13 protein-coding genes and 3 pseudogenes are annotated in these 21392 nt (G+C 40.6%); 1 reads left to right on the forward strand and 15 read right to left on the reverse strand.

Going from position 1 to position 21392, the window contains the following annotated elements; all coding sequences use genetic code 11:
• Position 1: 1 nt before the first annotated feature.
• From V7K45_RS12060 to V7K45_RS12125, 15 genes and pseudogenes are all read right to left on the reverse strand, one after another.
• Positions 2-1651 (reverse strand): annotated as a pseudogene (locus V7K45_RS12060) (ATP-binding protein); the annotation flags it as partial.
• 12 nt (positions 1652-1663) lie between these two features.
• Positions 1664-2431: pseudogene (locus V7K45_RS32975) on the reverse strand (PAS domain-containing protein); the annotation flags it as partial.
• A gap of 5 nt (positions 2432-2436) precedes the next feature.
• Positions 2437-2961 (reverse strand): Rab family GTPase, encoded by a 525-nt coding sequence (locus V7K45_RS12065; RefSeq protein WP_335003633.1) that lies wholly within the window; start codon positions 2959-2961, stop codon positions 2437-2439.
• Between the two features lie 50 nt (positions 2962-3011).
• Positions 3012-5192, reverse strand: coding sequence for an OmpA family protein (locus tag V7K45_RS12070; RefSeq protein WP_335003635.1), 2181 nt, complete (start codon positions 5190-5192; stop codon positions 3012-3014).
• Positions 5193-5310: 118 nt separating this feature from the next.
• Positions 5311-5937, reverse strand: a complete 627-nt coding sequence (locus V7K45_RS12075) for a hypothetical protein (protein ID WP_335003637.1) — start codon at positions 5935-5937, stop codon at positions 5311-5313.
• A 230-nt stretch (positions 5938-6167) separates the two neighbouring features.
• Positions 6168-10838 carry a response regulator gene (locus V7K45_RS12080; RefSeq protein WP_335003639.1) on the reverse strand — a complete coding sequence of 1557 codons (4671 nt, stop codon included), beginning with the start codon at positions 10836-10838 and terminating at the stop codon, positions 6168-6170.
• Between the two features lie 180 nt (positions 10839-11018).
• The gene (locus V7K45_RS12085) at positions 11019-12368 is read right to left on the reverse strand and encodes a hypothetical protein (protein WP_335003641.1); all 1350 of its coding nucleotides are present in this window, start codon (positions 12366-12368) and stop codon (positions 11019-11021) included.
• Between the two features lie 287 nt (positions 12369-12655).
• Positions 12656-12868 carry a CopG family transcriptional regulator gene (locus V7K45_RS12090; protein WP_335003643.1) on the reverse strand — a complete coding sequence of 71 codons (213 nt, stop codon included), beginning with the start codon at positions 12866-12868 and terminating at the stop codon, positions 12656-12658.
• A gap of 55 nt (positions 12869-12923) precedes the next feature.
• Positions 12924-13598, reverse strand: a pseudogene (locus tag V7K45_RS12095) (response regulator transcription factor).
• A 204-nt stretch (positions 13599-13802) separates the two neighbouring features.
• Positions 13803-14258, reverse strand: coding sequence for a VOC family protein (locus V7K45_RS12100; protein ID WP_335003645.1), 456 nt, complete (start codon positions 14256-14258; stop codon positions 13803-13805).
• Between the two features lie 34 nt (positions 14259-14292).
• Positions 14293-15315 (reverse strand): glutathione S-transferase family protein, encoded by a 1023-nt coding sequence (locus V7K45_RS12105; RefSeq protein WP_335003647.1) that lies wholly within the window; start codon positions 15313-15315, stop codon positions 14293-14295.
• A gap of 139 nt (positions 15316-15454) precedes the next feature.
• Positions 15455-17506 carry an amylo-alpha-1,6-glucosidase gene (locus V7K45_RS12110; protein WP_335003649.1) on the reverse strand — a complete coding sequence of 684 codons (2052 nt, stop codon included), beginning with the start codon at positions 17504-17506 and terminating at the stop codon, positions 15455-15457.
• Positions 17507-17693: 187 nt separating this feature from the next.
• Positions 17694-18335, reverse strand: a complete 642-nt coding sequence (locus tag V7K45_RS12115) for a GNAT family N-acetyltransferase (RefSeq protein ID WP_335003651.1) — start codon at positions 18333-18335, stop codon at positions 17694-17696.
• A 186-nt stretch (positions 18336-18521) separates the two neighbouring features.
• Positions 18522-19322, reverse strand: coding sequence for a PD-(D/E)XK nuclease family protein (locus V7K45_RS12120; protein WP_335003653.1), 801 nt, complete (start codon positions 19320-19322; stop codon positions 18522-18524).
• A 258-nt stretch (positions 19323-19580) separates the two neighbouring features.
• Positions 19581-19826 carry a hypothetical protein gene (locus V7K45_RS12125; protein WP_335003654.1) on the reverse strand — a complete coding sequence of 82 codons (246 nt, stop codon included), beginning with the start codon at positions 19824-19826 and terminating at the stop codon, positions 19581-19583.
• A gap of 983 nt (positions 19827-20809) precedes the next feature.
• On the opposite strand from V7K45_RS12125, the gene V7K45_RS12130 reads away from it, so the two are divergent.
• On the forward strand, positions 20810-21358 hold the full coding sequence (locus tag V7K45_RS12130; protein ID WP_335003656.1) for a PadR family transcriptional regulator: 549 nt from the start codon (positions 20810-20812) through the stop codon (positions 21356-21358).
• Positions 21359-21392: the final 34 nt, after the last annotated feature.

Raw genomic sequence — 21392 nt, forward strand, 5'->3', positions numbered from 1 at the left:
ACTACTGACTGATGATTAAAAACTGTTGGATGCGTTTAATAAAATCTTCTAACTGTACGATTAAGTTAGTAACACCTCGACGCTGTTGATTGATCGCTAATTGTTCTAGTTTGTCTGCTACTAGATGCATGGTTGTAACTCCCATATTGGCACTAGAACCTTTAATTTGATGGACTTGGAGCGCTATTTGCTCAAAGTCACGATCTGCGATCGCTATTTTAATGACCTCTAGACGAGGTTGAATATCTTCAACAAATATTTGTAGTAGTTCTAATTCAAATTCGGGGTTATTTTCTGAAAGTTGATGCAAGCGTTCCCAATCAATTGGGAGGTCAACTGAACCGACATCTGTTGTCGAAACTGTTTGCTCTGTGGCAGCTGTTTCTTTTACTTTGAATATTACATTTCCCCAATACTCTAGCGTTGCAGCCAAATGTTCTTTCATCACCGGTTTGCTCAAATAGTCGTCCATTCCAGCATCTAAACACATTTGTTTGTCTTGTTTCATTGCATTAGCTGTCATTGCAATTACTACAGGACGACGACCACTAGCAAAGCTGCTTTCTTGCCAACGATGAATTTGTTTTGTGGTTTCTAAACCGTCGAGAATCGGCATTTGACAATCCATCAGAATTAAATCGTAAGGAATCTTTTCTAATAGTTGCAACGCTTCTTTTCCATTATTAGCAATATCAGCACTGTAGCCGAGACTTTTGAGTTGCTTCAAGGCTATTTTCTGATTCACCAGATTATCTTCAGTTAAAAGAATTCTTAATTTATGTAGGTCAGGAGACGGGGAAGAAGACGCACTGACGCTGAATAACTCTTGACTTCTGAACGCCAGTTGTTCCACTTGTGAAGGCTCGATTGCTGTTGGTATCTCCTGTTGGGAGAAGACCACACTGGCTGCTGACTCCTCTGAAATAACAGAAGCGGCAATCGTAAAGTAAAATGTACTACCTACATTCAGCTCACTTTCAACCCAAATTCTGCCACCCATTAACTCGCACAGTTGCTTGCAGATAGCAAGACCTAAGCCAGTACCGCCATACTGTCGAGTAATGGAGGAGTTAACTTGACTAAAAGCTTTAAATAAACGCTCCAGGCGATCGCGTGGAATTCCAATGCCTGTATCTTTAATACTAAACTGAATTTCGTCAGGATTTGCAGCATAAGAATGATTAATATCGCTCTTCTTGCGGATTATAACTGAAACTTCTATACTTCCAGTTTCGGTAAATTTAATCGCATTACTGATTAAATTAATCAAGACTTGGCGCAGTCTGGTGATATCCCCCACAATCGTAGTAGGAAGTTGAGGACTATCTAAAAATGTGAGTTTTAAACCTTTTTCTCTAGCTGTAGGCGCAAGTAGATAAAGAGCCTCATGAATGCAATTTCGTAAAGCAAAAGGTTCCTCTTCGAGTTCTAAGTTACCCGATTGGATTTTGGAGAAGTCAAGGAAATCGTTAATAATTTTGAGTAAGGAATTTCCACTGGTGTAAATGGTTTCAACAAAATCTTGCTGTTCAGCAGTCAATTCAGTGTATTGCAACAAACTGGCCATACCAATTACCGATGCGATCGGAGTCCGAACTTCATGGCTAATCATCGCTAAGAATTCCTGTTTAGCAAGTTCTGCCTGCTTTCGTTCAGTCATGTCTCGCAAAATGTAAACATAACCTTGAAAATGTTCAATTTCTGTCTTTACAATTGAGGATGAAAAAGCTACGGGAATTGTTTTACCACTTTTGGTATAACAAACGGTTTCTACTTCTTTTGCTAAAAAATTTATGTCTTGACTGTGGGATATATCAATATCATCAATTATCAATTGATATTTCCTGGCTTCTCCAATAACTTTTGCGATCGGTTGACCGATGAGTTCTATTTCGTTGTATTGCAATAAGATTTGTGCGGCATAATTCATTTTTTTGATCTCGCCTGATAGCGTTGTTACTAACAAGGCATCTGCCATTGATGTCACAATTTGGTCAATGTATTGTTTAGAAGCTTTTAAGTTGCGTAATAAAAGATTTGCTTCATTTGCACCTTGAAATAAAGATTGCTCAAGCACCATCCGTTCTGTCGCATCTTCAACAATAATGGTTAGCTGATTCCTAGAATGGTCTTCTTGGAGATTATTAGTAATACGAATATCAATATATAAAGGAGAAGGCGTATCTTGCGATCGCATAATTCCTTTTAATTCAAAATTATCTTGTTCTCCCTGGAGAATTGCATCAAAAATATCTTCTAATCCCTCTAATTCTGGAAACAAAATCCGAACATCTTGACCGAGCCTTACTTCATTAGGAAGATCGGTAAAATGATTTAATCCCAAAGATATCTCTAGAATCTTTAAGTTTTCATCAATTATCAAATATTCAATACCACATACAGCTAATAGGTTTGTAAAAAATGAATTCATCTTAATTAAATTAAACGAGTGGCTAAAGCTTGAAATATTTTATCAACATTATTACCAGTTTTAGCTGAGGTTACATAAGTGTCTAATATATTAGCTTGATTAGTAAATTGATGCATTTGCCGAATTTTTTCTAAATATTCGGCTGCAATCATATCTGATTTGTTCAGTGCAACAACAATATAGCTGTTAGGATTAACAGCTAAAAAAGTTTGAATATGCTCATGAATATGATTGAGCGTTTCTGCTTGTGTCACATCACCGACTATCACAGCACCTTTAGAACCTTGAAAATAGTTTTTAGCGACTGCTTTAAACTTATTACTACCTTCAATATCCCAAATTATTAACTGTAATTTTTGTTCATAATGTGGGTCTTGCTCGGAAACAGAAACCAATTTACGAGAGATTTTTACTCCTACAGTTGAAAGGTATTCATCACTAAACTGACACTCTACAAATTGGCGAATTAGACTAGTTTTACCAACACCAAAATCACCAAATAAGCATATTTTTTTAGAGATTGTAGACATAGTTGAAGGAAAGTAGAGAATATTTTATCAAAATCATAACTACTATAAATTTAAAATTCCTTGTTTATCGCTTCTAGAGCGACACAGCGGCTTAACCATAAGGGTTGAGTTACATCAATTCCTGGTGGTAAATTTGTCCTACCAATGACCTGTAGGCGATATGGCTCGATGCCTAATTTAATCAGTGCTTGTTGTACAGCCATTGCTCGCGCCAGTGCCAATTTTGGAGATTTGTTCGCGCCAGTATGGTCACTATAACCAATGATTTTTAAATGCTTATTTGGGTGCTGATTAAGGAAAAACTTAACCTGTTGAATCTTGTGTGCTATATCTGCTTTCATTAAACTCGCTGAGTCGGGTTGAAAGTAAAATCGAACTTCAATCTGTGGGGGTTCTACTCGCACCGCACTAGAGACAGATTTGACACCGGGAATTTGTGCAAATGCATTTGCAATAATCTGAGCATCTGTAATTTGGTTGACAGTTCCTTCAACAGCTACTTTACCAGTGATATATTGAGCGGAAATTGCTATATCGTTACTTTGATTTAAAACTGCTGTGACTCGTTTGACTTCAGCAGCAGCTAATACGGGATCTGCTGGTACTTCTACTAATAAAATTTGATTGTCAATCAACCAATTAGGAGAGGTGATTTTGACAGTTTGCTCGGCTTTCTGGCGAAGAAGTTGATTAGGTAATCGTCCTGTTAGTTTTATTTTGTTGTGTTCTACTTGTACAGTGAGCCGATATACGGCTAGTTCTGGAACAGAAGTTAAAGCCAACGAAGTTTGATTTTCAATGGAATGTATAACTCCACTACGGTACTGCCAAATACCCCAAGGAATGAAAATGGTACCGATAACTGTTAAGGCTAATAGCTGTAGTACCGAGATTTTCGCTTTCTTTTTATCCTGAATACCTGAATTTTTTAACTCTTCTAAAAGTGTATGAATTTTAAGAGGAATTAAATCTGGGTCGCCGTCAAATTTTTCAATTATATTACCATAATTTTTAATAATTCTGCTGAATGTTTGCCGCATTTTCCAAATAAAGTTTTTGCTTGGTTCTCCTTGTACAACAATCGCTAAATAACAGTATCCTGCAACTTCTAAAATTATTTTGGATGTTCCATATTCAATTGCATCTAATTCTGTTATGCTTCCAGATTGATTGATGCAATCATTGGCAAAGCTACGAATTGCTGTCAGCATTCCTGCTACCATTTCAGCCTCTAGCTGCTCTACATGAGAGTGCTGAATATCTGAGATAACTAAACCAGATGTTTTATGAATCAAGAAAATGGCTTGAATTTTAAATGGCAGAGCTTCTTTAAGAATTAATTCTGCTTCCGAAACTCCCTGTAGCTTGGCACGAATTTTACGTTTAACGCCTTCAACACTAAGGGTTTCTTCAACTTGTCGATTAATGGCACGGATTGTCTCTGCCATATATTTGGCTATGGTACTACCAATAATTGGGTAGAGTGCATCCACCACAATATTCTGCTCAATTTCAATTTGCTTTTTTATGGCTCGTCCCATTGCCGGAGCGATCGCATCTGAAACTTCTTCTGGAGCTATAATAATTTGCTGGGAAATAGCTAGAGGAATTACAGGTGCGATCGCTGTACTCATGCTAACTTTATCCTGTTCAGTGCGACTGCGGATAGTTTCATCAATGATCGGAGCGATTATTTGGACAATTTCCTCTCTCGACTCTGTAATCTTCAGCCTTAAAAGTTCAGAAATCCACGGTAGTAGTAGATTTATTAGCTCTTTAGGGTCATAAATTTGATGCTCTATTTTTGTTAAATTTTGTTCCAACTTATCTGTAATATTGTTTATTTCTGTTAGTTCATATCCGACTAATATCTCCCGTAATTTTTGCAATGCATCTTCTGAGTTGTCTAATTTTTCTTCAAATTCTGTAAATATTTCAATAGATTCTTCTAATTTTCCTTGAGTAGTTTGCGAGTAATTAGATATATCTTGAGGAAAATTAAAATCCGACTCTAAATAAGCTTCACATACTTCTAATGTCACTGAAGGAAGTTGCAGTAATTCAATTTCTTCTGGAATATACTCATTACTATTATCAGTTTCTGATGGTAATAAAGGAGGTTGCTCAGGGGATTCGATAATTTTGAGATCGATAAGCAAATGCAGCAAATTGTCAAGCTGCACAGCTGTTTCTGACTTCAACTCAACAGATTGAGAAATCGAATTTTCCACCTGAGTTATCCTTTTTAGAGTGCTGAGTTAGGGATTGTGAGTTTGGAGTTTGGAGTCATTATCTCCTTCATCTCTCTTGACTTTCTGACTTGATTATGAATGTGATTCTGCTGTACTGTTAGAGTGAGTTAACATTTACTTTTGATAACTTTGTAGTTTCTAGAAGCGGTACAGCAGTATATTCATCGCTGCGTTCATTGGCTGCTTCTCGCAATTTAGGAATAAATTCAGTTTCTTTCAGACGCATTCCCAAGGCAAACAAAGTTTCAGCCATATCGTCTTTAGAAACTTTCGTGTCTGTCAGCTGTGAGAAGCGCCGATCTATTTCTTCTAAAATCAGATCCCGTAATGCCGTAACATCATCTTGTAATTGGACTTTAGTTTGAAAGATTTCATCTCGAATCGAGGTAGTTTGGCTATCTAAGGTTTCATCAAGTGACTGAACGCTGCTAGAGAACTTTTTATTAAGTCTATCAACCTGTTGCCGTAAGTCAAGAGTTTCTTCTTGAGTTGCGAGGTTCAGTGATTTCAGCTTTTTATCCAGCGATTCAAATCCTGCTTTTAGTTCGGCCGAAAAGTTGGACTTGAGTTGCTCAACATGCAATCGTGTCTGTTGTTGTAGGAGAGATATATCTGACTCCAGCTTGCTAAATCGATTTTCGTATTCTCTTAGCTGTGTTCCAAGAATAATATCGCGGATCTGATCGATATTACCAAGTCTTTCTCGTACATCGTCTCTACTCATCTGACTCATTAGGAAAACCTCACTTTTTGGGAATCAATTGGGAATAATAGATGATGTATTTAACTGACATTTAAGCTAAAACTTCTTAGCTTATGATGCAGCTAACTCACCGAATATACTTTGTTATTATTCCCAATCGGTTAAAATTTCTATCTGTAAAATAGGAAATTAGTAATGAGAAATGTAAAATAAGTGTTTATCCCGTGAATTGATTAATAAATATTATTATTTCAGGTTGTGGCGTTACTATCTTTATAGTTCAAAAACTCTTGGATGCGTTTAATAAAGTCTTCTAACTCTACGATTAAGTTACTAGAACCTCGACGCTCTTGCTTATAAGCTAGTTGTTCTAGTTTTTCGGCTGCTAGATGCATGGTTGTAACTCCCATATTGGCACTAGAACCTTTAATTTGATGACCTTGGTATATTATTTGCTCAAAGTCATGAGCTGCGATCGCTATTTTAATTAACTCTAGACGAGCTTGAATATCCTCAACAAATATTTGCAGTAGTTCCAATTCAAATTCTGGGTTGTTTTCCGATAGTTGGTGTAAGCGTTCCCAATCAATTGGGAGGTTAACTGCACCGACATCTGTTGTAGAAACTGTTTGCTCTGTGGCAGTTGTTTCTTTTGCCTCGAAGATCGCATTTCCCCAACGCTCTAGTGCTGCCGCCAATTTTTCTTTTATTACTGGCTTGCTCAAATAGTCATCCATTCCGGCATCTAGACACATTTGCTGGTCTTCTTTCATGGCATTAGCTGTCATTGCAATTACCACCGGACGATAACCACTAGCAAAGTAGCTTTCTTGCCAACGATGAATTTCTTTTGTGGTTTCTAAACCATCGAGAACTGGCATTTGGCAATCCATCAGAATTAAATCGTAGGGAATTTTTTCTAATAGCTGCAAAACTTCTTTCCCATTACCAGCAACATCAGCGCTATAACCCAGGCTTTTGAGTTGCTTCAAAGCGACTTTCTGATTCACCAAATTATCTTCAGCTAAGAGAATTCTAAGTTTAGAGGAGTCACAATAATAGTTGCGGTTGTTTTCAGAATTTTTCAGTTTTAAGTCTTGAATTCTGACTTCTGACTCTTCTTCTGGCTGCGTTCCTAAAATAGTCATGATGGTATCGAGAAGTCGGGACGGCTTAATAGGTTTGACTAAATAAGCCGCAAATCCTATTTTTAGCGCTCGTTGGATTTCATCGCGTTGATTAGTAGAAGTAAGCATAATTAAAGGTAGCCCAGCGATCGCTGAATTTGCTTTAATTTGTTCTCCTAAAGTCATGCCATCTATTTCTGGCATCTGCATATCAATCACAGCTATGTCATAGAATTTTTTTTGCTTGGCGGCTTCCTGAATAGCTTTGAGGGCAGTAGTAGTCGAAGCAGCTTGATCCACCAGCATCCCCCAACGGGTAGCTTGATGGTAGATGATTTTGCGATTAGTAGCATTATCATCCACTACTAACAAGCGGCGATTGAGCAAAAGTTCGCGTTCGCCTTCTAAGGAAATAGAGTCAAGTTGCTTGGCGAGAGTTATTTCAAACCAAAACTTAGATCCTTCCCCCAAGCGACTTTCTACGCCCATTTCTCCTCCCATCAAGCTTACCAGTTGTTTGCAGATGGCTAATCCCAAACCTGTGCCGCCATATTTACGGGTGGTAGAAGCATCTACTTGGGTAAATGGCTTAAAAAGTTTGGATTGATCTTCAGGGGTAATGCCAAGACCGGTATCTACGATCGCAAAATAGATGGTGGCTGTAGTCAAGGAAAGCGATCGCAATTCTGCTCGTAATATTACCTCACCCTTGCTGGTGAACTTGATTGCATTGCTAATCAGGTTCATCAGAATTTGCCGCAGACGGCCAGCATCGCCTTGGAGGTGGGTAGGGACGTTACTGTAAATTAATCCTGCAATTTCTAATCCCTTATGATGGGCAGAGGGAGCCAATAATTCCAATACTTCTTCTACACAGGTAGATAAGTCAAAATCTAGAGTTTCTAGTGCCATTTCCCCAGCCTCTAGTTTGGACAGATCCAAAATTTCATTGATCAGGCTTAAGAGAGCATCGCCACTAATGCGAATTGTTTCCATAAAATCCCGCTGTTCAGAATTTAGGGGAGTTTCTAACATTAAGCTTGTCATCCCCAGCACAGCATTCATGGGAGTCCGAATTTCATGGCTCATGTTGGCCAAAAAGGCACTTTTGGTTTGAGAAGCTAATTCAGCTTGATGACGAGCAATTTCGAGTTCTCGTCGTTGTTGAGTTTCTGCATCTAACATTTGGGCTTGGGCTAAGGCAATACCTACTTGGTCAGCTATTTGCCGTAAAAGATGAGTTTCAAAGCTAGACCATTGGCGAGAACTGCCGCACTGATGGACAATCAGCAAACCACAGAGTTCTTCTTTGACAAGAATGGGTATGACTAAATTACACTGGACTCCAAATTGTTGCAGTAATTCAAGATGGTTTTTTTGGACTTCAGCTATATTCAAGTCAGCAAGCCCTAGATTCGGTTGTTGACGGTACTGTTGTAGATAGTACTGCTGGATGTATTCGGCTTGAAAGTAAGCATTGACTAGCTCTTTCTCTTTAATTGCTAGCCAGCCAGAAATTACTGCCTCAACCACGGTAGCTCCAGAGCCATCAGCGAAAGGCTGATAAATCAAAACTCGATCGCTATGGAGAATTTTTTGAACCTCGGTGACAGTGATTTGGAGAATTTCTTTGATTTGCAAAGACTGACGAATCTTGAGGGTGATTTCAGTAAATAGTTGCGATCGCAAGTTTTGGCGTTGGAGTTGTTCTTCTGCCTGCTTGCGCTCAATAAACTGCCCTACTTGCTCGCCAATCAAATTCATGACTTTTGCCAAATCTGGGTCAGCTTGCTGGATTTTATGGCTAAAGCAGGTAATCACACCGATGATTTTTTTACCACTACAGATCGGAAAACCGAAAGCTCCGTGCAGTTGTGCTTCGGCAGCGATTTGAGAGCGGATAAAACTCCGATCTTTAACGACATCAGCAATCCAAACAGGTTCAAGACTAGCCCAGACACGGCCAGGAAGCCCAATTCCTGGTGCAAATGTCAGCTGCCGACTGAGGATGTCAAACTCTTGCATCTCGAAGGAGATTTTATACCATGAATTTAGCAAAGACAGTAGATTTGCTCGCCCATCTACCATCCAAAATTCACTTAAATCCCATCCCAAACTTTCGCAGATTCCTTGCAAGATTTGGGGCATGGCTTCATTGATTGTGGTTGACTCTGCCAAGATTCGGGTTGTAACATACTCTGCTTTCAAATGCTGTTCAGTTCGTTTGCGCAAGCGAAGTTCCTCAAAGACATCGCTGATGTCAATACCTGTAGCAACAATGTATTCAACCTGCCCCTCAGAGTCTTTCAAGGTAGTGTTAGTCCAAGAAATGAGCCGTCGGCTGCCATCCTTAGTTACCCAATAGTTTTCGTATTCTTTGGGTGCTTCACCAGATCGCAACTGCTCAAAAACTGCTTTAACCGGCTCTACCTGTTCGGGAAGTAGAAACAGGTTCCAGAAATGCCTCCCTTTCACCTCATCAAATGAGTAACCAGTAATTTGTTCGCAAGCTTGATTGAAGCGAAGGATTTGCCCTTCCGTGTCAATAACTATTACTAAAGCGCTGGTTGTATTAAGGACTGCTGAGATAAAGTTGCGTTCTTGATTCAGTGTTTCCTCTGTTAATTTCCGCTCTTTTCCTTCACGGTAAATAAAGTAGTAGACTATAGCCAGAATCAAAAAACTTAAACAAATAGCGATCGCCAGTGTCAAAACTGTGTTGTTAGCAGTGGCTTTTGCAGCTTGTGACTGCCGTTGAAGCAACCCTCTATCTTGATTTTCTATCTCATGGACGAGCTTGCGGATATCATCCATGAGATGTTTTCCTTGATTTGTCTGGATTACCTGCAACGCCGCCTCGAATCCTTGATTTTGACGCAGGTATATAGTCTGCTTGAGTATGGCAAGTTTTGCAGCTATCAAAGATTCAAGAGTTGCGAACTGCTTTTGTTGGTTAGGTTGATCTGCGATTAAATCTTTCAGTTCTACAATTTTGCGATCGATGTTTCCAATTACTGCTTGATAAGGTTCTAGATAACTTTCTTGTCCAGTGAGAATGTAACCGCGTTGTCCAGTCTCAGCATCCTTCATATCAGACAGTAATTCTTCTAGTTGATTGATTTTCTCTTGAGTTCTTTGTACTTGATTATTCGTATCAATCAACCTGTGTGTGTTTTGATAAGAAATCACGCCAATCAAAACTAAAATTGCCGATGCTAACCCAAATCCTCCGGCTATTCTTTGAAAAAATTGTTTGCGTGTTTTCTGAGACTGTTTGCGTGTATCACTTGCCAATACCAAACTTGCTAAATTGCGGCGCATTTCTAGTTGCTTAATTACCTGGCGACCAATAATTCGTAATGCTTCAAGTTGTTCTGGAGAGAGGTTTCTTGGTACGCGATCGATTACACAAAGTGTTCCTAGTGCATATCCTTCCGGATTAGTCAGCGGTACACCAGCATAAAACCGAATATTCGGATCTGAGGTGACTAGGGGGTTTGTCGCAAACCTTTCGTCTTCTGTGGCATCAGGCACAACTAAAACTTCAGGTTGCACAATAGCATGGGCGCAGAATGCCAAATCGCGGGGTGTTTGTAGGGCATCCAAACCAACTTTTGACTTGAACCACTGACGATTAGTATCAATTAAGCTGATTAAGGCAATGGGAGTTCCACAAATATACGAGGCTAAACGGGTGAGGTCGTCAAAGGCTGTTTCCGAAGGAGTGTCGAGTACTTTATACTGCAAAAGAGATTCGATTCGCTGTGTTTCGTTATCAGGTAATGGTGCTTTCATTCTCCAGCCTTATACCATTTTTGATTTTAAAAACAGAATTCAGAATCCAGGAGTTAGAAGTTAGAAGTGAAAATTAAGAATCCTTTGATAGTCAAAGTTAATAATTTTCAAAAAATCAAAAATATATAGCGTGCTTGATTTTGTATTCATTCTAAATTCTGACTCCTGAATTCTTTTTTGTTAAAATTTGACCCGCAACTGTCCTGTGAAGGAATTACCACCGTAGGCGCTTCCACCGGTTTCTTGATTGCGGATATTACTAAAGCTATAGCCCAAGTCTGCTTCTATACTGGGCGACAGTTTTACCGTACAGCGCGTTTGATAGGTATTGGCGTTGTCAAATTCTCCTTTAAGTCGCTGTCGTCCTAAATTGGCAGCAAGGCGACAGCGTAAGAATTGAGCAATATCTCCCTCCCAAGCTACCTCACCGTTGTAAACTAAGAAATCTGGTGGAGAAAAATAACCGCTTGTGCGTTCTAAATCGCGATCGTAACTCCAAGTAAACAAGTTAGCTGCCAAAGAAAATTGTCCGAACTTGCGCTCTAACCTACTAAAAGACTGCACCTCAGAATTACCATCGTTGTAACTACCCAAACGCAATGACGAATATAAGCTGGTATTACGGTCAATCTGCCAGTATAAATCAGGCCCAAATCGCCAAGCGGTAATTTGATTGTCTAAAGTTCGAGCATTAGATTTATAAGGCCCTTGTTCTAAATTACCTGATATTATTGCTGCCGATAGCAATCGACCTGATGACGAAACTCGCGGCGGCGAAATAGGAGCATCCACCTTAACATTGAGATTAATAGCTGTGGGTAAACGATTGAACACATCGACTCCAGCTGCTGTTTGTAAAGTGATTTGTCCAATTTTTCCTTGCCATCCAACTTGCAAGGGAAAATTGGTAATTGATTCAACACCGCGTTGCTCAAAGAAGTTAAAACCTGTCTTGAAAAATATTTTATTGCCATTTCTCAATCGAAACTGAACTGTTGGTTCTAGGAAAAAATTCGTTTGACCAAAGTTGTCTGCCTCATAGTGATAGTCTGTATCAATACGTTCCAAAACTACATCCGGCGTTTTTGGTTTGGTGGAAGTTGTTGGTGGACTAGAATTCTGCTGCGGTGGTTCTGGTAGCGGTGGTGGGCTAGAATTCTGCTGCGGTGTTTCGGGTAGCGGTGGTGGGCTAGAATTCTGTGGTGGTTCGGGTAGCGATGGTGGTAATCGCAAATCAGGATTGAAGTTTTCGGGTGCTGCCAGCAAAATAGGTGTTGGTTTTAATCGATAGGGGAGTGGTTTTGAGTATTGCTCTGCTGGCTCAGGATTTACTGTGGTGACTTGCTCAGTCAATCCTAAAGGTGATTTCCAGGTCTGATGTGCTTGGGCTGCTTGTAATTTAGCTTCTGATAATATCCAAATACCTACGCTACAGATTACTCCCAATTGAATCTGTACGCATCCCAAAAGAAATACAGCGTACAAACTATATCGAGAAACAAAGAGATAAGGTCTAAAACTATATACCATCGGTTGAAACTATATTTGTAAATGCAAAACTTGCTGCCAAATAGTTTTCTGGCTGCTAGCTGATGTATTCGGACTGGGATTATGATGCCCATAATCGATGCTTGTTAAGACATAGCAAAGGCAAAAGGCGTAAAGGCGTTAATTTGGCGGGATATAGAAGTTCTCAGGTGCATAAAGTACATATCAAAACCTCACCCCCAATCCCTCTCCTTAGTGAAAAGAGGGGTTGGGGGTGAGGTTAAGCTGTAGCTGATTCTAATAAGGAAACGCTATATTCGAGTCGATAATTAGTGTGATTTTGACGAACTGCCAACAGTGATTTTTGAGTCTGCTGTTCCTATCTCAGAGTTTTCAGCATTGTCAACCTCAAGACTTCGAAGCAATTCTCGAATTACATCTGTTGCTGGTCTTCCTGTAAGAGTACAGTATTGTTCAAGTTTCTTCATTTCCTCGGTTGTGAGATTTACTGTCAGTCGTTTAACAGCCCATTTTTTCTTCATAATTCTCTTTTATCTTGAATATGTTGCTTTTCTCGAAATTACCAAGTCATTACGATTACTCCCGTAATACATAGCCTACACCACGGACTGTATGAATCAAACGTCTTTCATTATTTTCTTCTAACTTGAGTCGCAAATAACGAATATATACTTCAATAATATTAGAATTACCCATGAAATCGTAACCCCAAACTTTCTCTAAAATTTGATCTCTAGTAAATACTTGACGGGGATGTGAAAGGAGATATTTTAATAAGTCAAATTCTTTTGCTGTTAACTGAATGCTTCATTTTTCCCCGAAATACTTCGCGAGTGCGCTTATTTAAGCTTAAATCTTCAAATTGCAACAAATCCTCGTCTGTTTCTTGCGTGCGCCGGAGATGAGCGCGAATTCTAGCTAATAGTTCCTCAATGCTGAAGGGCTTAACTACATAATCATCGGCTCCTGCATCTAATGCAGCGAGGCGTAGGTATCGCTCACTTCATCTTTTGCTGTCAACAAAATCACTGGTACTACCTGTTGTTCGCAAACGCCGGCAAGTTTCCAAACCCGTCAACCCTAGAAGCATCCAATCCAGAATTGCTAAATCTGGGAGGAGTCTTGCGCCAGAGTCAAGCCTGCGATGCCATCATGGGCAACACCTACTCGGTATCTTTCGCTATTAAGTTCTAATTCGACAAATCGCGCCAGTTTGACTTCATCTTCCATCAAAAGGATATGTGCTGTCATATTTTTCCTCCTAAAGCAGCACTGTAAATTTCAATTTCAGTCATAGGAAAACCCTTTATATTGGGCAAAACAATTGGCTGCGAGCAAAATTATGATAAATCATGATTATTTTCTCTGAATGCGATCGCAAGTTAAAAATAAGCAGACGAAATCGACACTATTAATTAACCACAAACAGCGAAGGGGGCTAACGCTAACTTCAACCTATTGGTTGATAGTCTCTAAATATGGCCGCGGTTGGTGAAAACCCTGGAGTGAAGCATCGACGATCAGGCAAACTTCAATATGCATACCATCAGGATCGGAAAATGATAAATTAAGTACTGGGCCAAGGTCGGCGATCGCGCCATCACTCACACCTCGATCTATCAGTTTGCGGCGGATAATCTGAAATGCTGATTCTGTTGGGGCATTCAAAGCTAAGTGGTCGATGTGTCCTCGTCCAAACATATCCGGCAATCCAGAACTATGAATATTATTAGGCATCTCTGCTGCGTGAAGCACGCTCTGCGATCCAGCTAGCAGAAGTGCGTGACGAAAGGCTGGGGTCGTTTCTTGGAAGATTACTGGCATCTCGAATACATCAGTATAGAAGTCGATAAAGCGGTCGATATCTGCTGTCACCACTGCAACATGGTGGATACCTGATACAAGGCTCATGGTGTTACTCCAGTTAGATTGTGCAATTTCTTTTCTATGAATAGGGAGCGATAACTTCTCTAGGAGACGTTTTAGTGAAGCGATGTCTACGACGGGCTACGCCTACGCGATCGTGCTGTTGGTCAAAATCAACGATCGGCCCCTTAGGGACAATTCGATTTGGATTAATATCAGTCATACTCATGTAATAGCTGCGCTTGGTATAGTCTAGATTGCAAGTCGCTTTGAACTCAGGACGCTGATATAGGTCTAGTAAATAATTCCAGAGATTTGGATAGTCGATAATTCGCCGCAAATTGCACTTAAAGTGACCGTAATACACTGAATCGAAGCGATACAGAGTGACAAACATACAAATATCGGCTTCGGTGAGTTGATTGCCACATAAATATCGCTGCTCGTTCAGAATAGCTTCCCATCGATCTAAACTCTCGAAGAGTTCAGTTACCGCATCTTCGTAGGCTGCTTGTGAAGTCGCAAAACCAGCGCGATATACACCAACATTGATTGGTAGATAAATTGCATCAATCGTTTCATCAATTTTATACTGTAGGTCGCGTGGGTATAAGTCTATTTTTTGTGTTGCCAATTCCCCAAACTCTACATCAAACATCCGCATGATTTCGCGAGATTCGTTATTGATGATTGTTTGAGTTTGCTTATCCCACAACACCGGAACAGTGACTCGTCCTGTGTATTTAGGATCGGCTTTCAGATAAATCTCTTGTAAATATTGAGTATGATTCACCCAGTCAGGAATAGCTCCCGGTGCTTCAGAAAACATCCATCCCTTGTCGCTCATAATCGGATCGACGATAGAGACTGAGATGGCATCATTCAAACCTTTGAGTTCTCGCATAATTAAGGTGCGATGCGCCCACGGACAGGCTAAGGAAATGTAGAGGTGATAGCGTCCTGCTTCTGCCTTAAACCCACTAGAACCATCGGCTGTTATGCGATCGCGAAACGTTGTCGGCGTTTCCTTGAACTTACCGCTGGGATCTGATTTATTCCCATCGGTTGTCCATTTGCCTTCGATCATCATTCCTGACGGCATAATTTCCTCCTAACACTAGGGCGTGTCTATAAACTTTTGAGGATTACTTCAGCATTACGTCTTTCCTTTTCTGAAGGATGTTAATTTCTTAAAAATTCTTGACAAAATCAGCTTTGTAGATAGAGCATAGTTCGGCGTATCAACTCGTTGTTGCCAACCAAGCACGCAAAACCTCTGCCACTGTCCACGCTTGGGCAATACATCCCCGTGGAGTCATCGGAGCATCACCATCAAAAATTTCGCTGAGACTGCCAACACCGTGTGCAGTCAAATGATTAGCCATTGGTTCCAAAAATTGACGAGCCTGTTCGGGATTTTTGTAGACACGCAGGTGTGCTAAGACGAACGGCCCCAACAACCAACCCCAAACGGTTCCCTGGTGGTAAGCTCCATCACGTTGATACTGATTGCCCCCGTATTTACCCTGGAATTGAGGATGATTGGGGGCAAGCGATCGCAACCCATGAGAAGTCAGCAACATTCGCCCGCAAGCTTCCACTACACCCCTCTGCTGGGCAGCTGTAAGCGGACTTTCTGGTAAAGATACAGCAAATATTTGGTTAGGACGTAACGCCGCATCATCACCATCAGGACTGTCTAAAACGTCATAGCAATAACCTATCTCGTCATTCCAGAAGCGAGAAAATCTATACTTTGCCCGCTCTGCCATTGCTTCATATTCTTGGTGTGGTTTACCAAGCTGACGGGCAAACTTTGCCATTGTCCGTAAAGCATTGTACCAGAGGGCGTTAACTTCAATCGGTTTGCCAATTCGGGGCGTAACTACCCAATCGTCAACTTTGGCATCCATCCAGGTAAGTTGTACGCCTGCAACGCCTGCATAAAGTAAGCCATCGGCTGCATCGAGATGGATGTTGTAGCGTGTACCGCGACAGTGCCAATCAATGATGTCTGCAAGTATGGGAAAGAGTTCACCAAGCAAAGTATCATCATCTGTAGCGCTGTAGTAGGCGCGGACTGCTTCAAAGTACCAGAGAGTGGCATCGACTGTATTATATTCTGGTTGCTCACCTGCATCGGGAAAGCGATTAGGCAGCATTCCTTGGTCTACGTATCTGGCAAAGGTGCGAAGAATTGAGCGTGCTACCTCTGGACGACCAGTGGAAATTGTCAAACCAGGTAGACTAATCATCGTGTCGCGTCCCCAGTCGCTAAACCAGTGATAACCAGCGATAATGGTTCTACCGTAGGGGTCTTCTGGCAATGAGCGATCGACAATAAACTGGTCAGCAGCTAGTACTAGGTGGTCGATCCAGCTAGGTGATTCCTTAGTTTTCAGGGGTCGATTAGTTTTCCAAAATCCCGTTAACTTCTGTTCTTGAGCGCGACGTAACTTTAGTGCAGCTTCACCATTGAGATTTGGTTGTTTTTCTGTACTGGCTACAAAGGCGATCGCTTCCCCAGGATTCAGTGTAACTTCAAAAGTGGCGGCGTGGAGGTGGTCTTCTTTATCTCTCAATCCCCGATAGCGTTCAACTGCCAAGTCAAAGCCATGATACCAATTGTGGACAATAGAGACACTAACACGTGAAACGCTGCGTAGCTTGCCGCCGTAGGCATCGCCTTTAGGTGAATCACTCAGTAGATATAGTGGTACAGCACCCGGATAAGCAGTTACACAAATCCCCTGTTCTACCTCCTCAACAGACATCTGCCAACCATTACTTTGAGTGTCGCTGTGATAATCGCGGTAGTTGACTATTGCTTTGAGCGTTAACTTTAGCGGTTGAGTGGCACGACGCAAAGTATACTGGACATAAGTTGTATTAGCGCCTTGTTGCATCCATACGCGTTTTTCTAACAAGGCATCAGCAACAGCAAAACACCATACAGGAATTGTACCTTCCAGAGAAAAACGTTCAATATGTTGATAACCGTGCGGACTGACAATACCATCTGCCCAACGGTTGGTGTCTAGAGAATAAGAGCGAGCCTCATGCTGAGGAGCTGCGCTAACGCCATACAATACAGTTTCATCTAGTTTTGCCAGCATTAAGGTGCGACCCAAAGGTGGTTTTAATGCTGCTACCAATAATCCGTGATAGCGGCGAGTCAATAAACCAGCCACAGTCCCAGAGGCGTAACCACCAATACCGTTAGTAACTAACCACTCCCGCGATTCTGCAATATCAAGATTGCCGCAGATTTCCCGCCCAAATTCTATACACATAAGTCACGCCACTTTGCTCTAAATTCAAAATTAACGATCGCCATCATGCTTTTCTCTCTGCGTTCTCTGTGCGTCTACGGTTTAAAAGTAATTTATTTTTAACTACAGCTACGCAGAGAACACGGAGAAAAGAGGAATTATTGTCCAAAAATTTTACCCAAATTGAAAGGGCTACTCCTAACTTTTTTTAGATTGGGGATTGATCCTCAGTTATTTGAGATTCATTTACTAGAGGATTGAGAATGACTTCATTCGCTACACTATCAGGTTTACGGGCACGAATTGCTGGACGCGATCGCTTGTAACCGGCTCTTTCAGCTTTTTGGTGTTCGTAATCAATTAATCTGCCATAATATTCGTGCTTGCTTAAATTCATCGACAAAAAAATATGCTGGCGGATATTACCAAAACCTTTGCGATTAAAAAACTTTAATGCTGAAGTATTGGTGGGGTCAGTATCTACCAGCATAAACCGCGCTCCATCTTCAATCATCCGGGCAACGACTTTATCAACCAACTTGTCTGCAACTCCCCGACGCTGATATTTGGGACTAACTCCCAGCCATAAAATATATCCATAAGTCCAGGATGCTTTGGTGATGATAGTTCCCAAAACGAATCCTGCTAATTCCCCATCTATTTCAGCCACAAGACAGTATTCTGGATCGGTGTTATAAAGTCCAATCACTTCCCATTCATCCCAGGTACGGTATAAATAAGGATATAAATCGCTCGTAAATAACCCTTCTCCCAAGTGGTAAACGAGAGCAATGTCGTCAATTCCTAATTCGCGTACATAAATTGCTTCAGTTTCATCAAAAGTTGACATAAATTTAGAAGTTGTGATTTATTTTCATAAATGAAAAAAAGAGTATTTACCGAATCTAGCTCTTTTAATAAAAATGCTTGCAAATGCTTTAGATTTAGAAAAAGGAATTTACACTACTTTTTGATTTTATGCAACAGTCTACAGGTATAAGGAATCTGTTTTAGCAACACAATCCTGCGGATCAAATCAAAGTGAGACTTCTTGAATACTGTCAAAATTTGGCAATGAGTCTTTCACTGCTTCTTCAGTAGATTGGATGCGATCGCACCGTTTGGCAAACTGACAATAATCACAGGTTTTGCTACCCTCCACCACTTGGGGAAACTGCTGGTTCTTTTGGTAATTTTCCAACCAATTAGTTAACTGACTTAATAGTTGATTAAGTTTCTTTCCTGTTTGTGCGTGTTGAGCAGTACTGTAATTAAATTTAATATTTTGGGGTTTGCCTTCAGATTGGACAAACCAATAAGTCATGGAAATCTTTTCTGGCAAATAGTCGCTAGTTTCTGCCAATACATATAGATAAAGCCGTGTTTGCCAGTTTGATTCTAACTTGCGTTTATTGGGTGGTTTAGGATAAGTTTTCCAGTCGAGAATTTGCGCTTGTTGGTTATCTGCAATCAATAAATCATAGATAACCGTGAGCAAATAATCCTGAACTTGCAAGGTGCGGTAGTGTTCGCTTTCACGGAAAGTTTGATTATCAGATGCAGGCGTTAAAATTTCTGGAGCCGCATCAGCAAAACCTAGCATCCAGCTTTGCAGTTGAGCATCTGCTTCCAGAAAACTATCAATCGGCAAACCCATTTCTCGCTGTTGCATTAGCAAGTGAAAACGACTACCCAAAGTTAGCCGTTCTTCTTGTTCTGGATTTGAAGGAGAATTAAGTTTTTCGAGATAGGTATGTTGAAATTTACGCGGACAAGCTTCTAGTAAGTTAAGTTGTCCTTGAGACAGTCGCAATAGTTGAGTGGGAGTTGACAGCATTCTTCTATTTTAGAAGGAAATTACAGCAGAATTCAGAATGGGCTAAACCCTAGCTATCCGCTAACAGAATTCAGGAGTCAGAAGTAAAACAGGCTTTATACCTGGCTTTGAAATGAATCGTTGTGTGCTTCAGTAACTTGAAGTATGCTGTATTCTGCAACTCACCTTTAAGATTACTAAAAGTGGCGAAAATGTTTCTACTCCAGAGCCGTTGTTGTTAGACATGATACGATCTCCAAGTAAAAAGTTACGAAGCCTTTAGCTGACTTCACTCAGCCAAAGGCTATTTATGGTCACTATGAGCTTTAACCCCAAGACTCGAACATCATAGCGATCGCAAATAGACAGACTAGGAAAATCGCTATCTTGGCAACCCATGACCGTAGACTTGCCGATAAAAGCATCCCAACTATCGCCTTTGCCCCAAAAGTGTGAGACACAACAAAGGCTATTCCCAGGCCCAGCAGTGCCAGCAGAAAATATTTGAGTCCTATACAAAACCATCTGAACAACAGATTATCGTTATCTTTGAGACTGGGTTTCATAGTTTTTTTCCTGTTTTGAAAGTTGAATCTAGGTAGCAGTTCGCGCTCCCCTGACCACACTAAATAAACAGCGAATTTCCCACAGCTTTGCTCCCACCAATTCGAGGTACACAAAAGTCCTACTCCTGAGTGGAGTGGGAATACCAATAAAGGTGGTCTTGATATTTGCAGATTATGAAAAATTAAGCTCTTTGATGAATTTCCAGGGCAATCTGGATATCAAAAATTAGGCGCTCAATGCGCGTAATTGCATAGAAGGCGTACTACGCACATTGAACCCTTGAAATTCCTACAGGCAATTTGTATACTTGCCTTTTTCAGAATTTGCAATTCCAGCCTTTGCCTTTCTCTTTTACTCACTAAGTTTCTTTAATTCACCCGTAACCTTACTAAGATACCGTGGTTTTTGCTGTTAAACTCACTATAAGGTAACTTAGTTACTTAGGTCAAGGTAAACTGTAGAGAAAATTATTTAAATAGCATAAGATACTACAAATCCTGCTGAAATCCCCCAATGAATCCTCACTTTTGGCACTAAAGGACTTTCAAAAAAAATACTCAACTACCTATTGTGAGGCGGGCGTCTCACCATTGGTGTCAACTTAACGTGAAACCGCTCGTCTGCCGGAAATTGAAATTCCCGTCTCATAGCTAAAATCATCTTCAGATGACTAAAAGATTGCCAAAAATCTCCAGTCTACTTCAGTAGACTTAAGCTATTAGCCCGAAAATTTATTGACGGGCGGGCATGGAAGCCAACAGATAAGCTATTTCCAGCTTAAGTTGACACCTATGGCGTCTCACTTGCTCCTACCCCACAGATAATTTATCCAGCTAGCATCCTGCGGCATGACAGAGAATGCTGACAATTGAACCTTGGGTACTTGGCTAAAAAAGCTCAATTTGATATTGTTGATCGACATATCAGATTGATATATCAAAATGCTGAAGTTGGCAGTATTAGGTCTATTACAGCGAGAACCATTAAACGGTTATCGACTCAAACAGCAACTAGAGATGTTTATGAGTTGCAGTATTTGTGTCAACTATGGCGCGATTTATCCTCTGCTGAAGCGCATGGAAGAACAAGGTGAAGTGATTTTATGTGCAGAACAAGGAGAAGAAGGTGGACATTGTGCAAAGGTATATGAGATTACACCCCTCGGCAAAAACACTTGGTATCAAGAGATGTTGGCATATCCTCATGAAAGCTGGGTAAATGCGCGATCGCGATTTCTAATCAAATTTTTTTTCTTTAGCCATTTATTACCCAAAGAACGAGTGCAGTTAATTGAACATCGATTAACGTCATGTAAGTTACGCCTTGCAGAGAAAAAAGCACTGGAAGTTACTGATGATTTATACCAAGCGAAAGTGCAAAAGCGGGCAGTTGAAGTCATCAAATCAGAAATTGAATGGTTAGTTGAGCAACTCCAAACAGAACAACTGCAATTAGCTCAAACGCCAACCTCAATAAGGAGTGCTGAGTAATGAGCAATTAGCAATGAGCAATTAGCAATGAGTA

Origin of the sequence: Nostoc sp. (assembly GCF_036917375.1) — a bacterium.
Taxonomy (GTDB): domain Bacteria; phylum Cyanobacteriota; class Cyanobacteriia; order Cyanobacteriales; family Nostocaceae; genus Nostoc.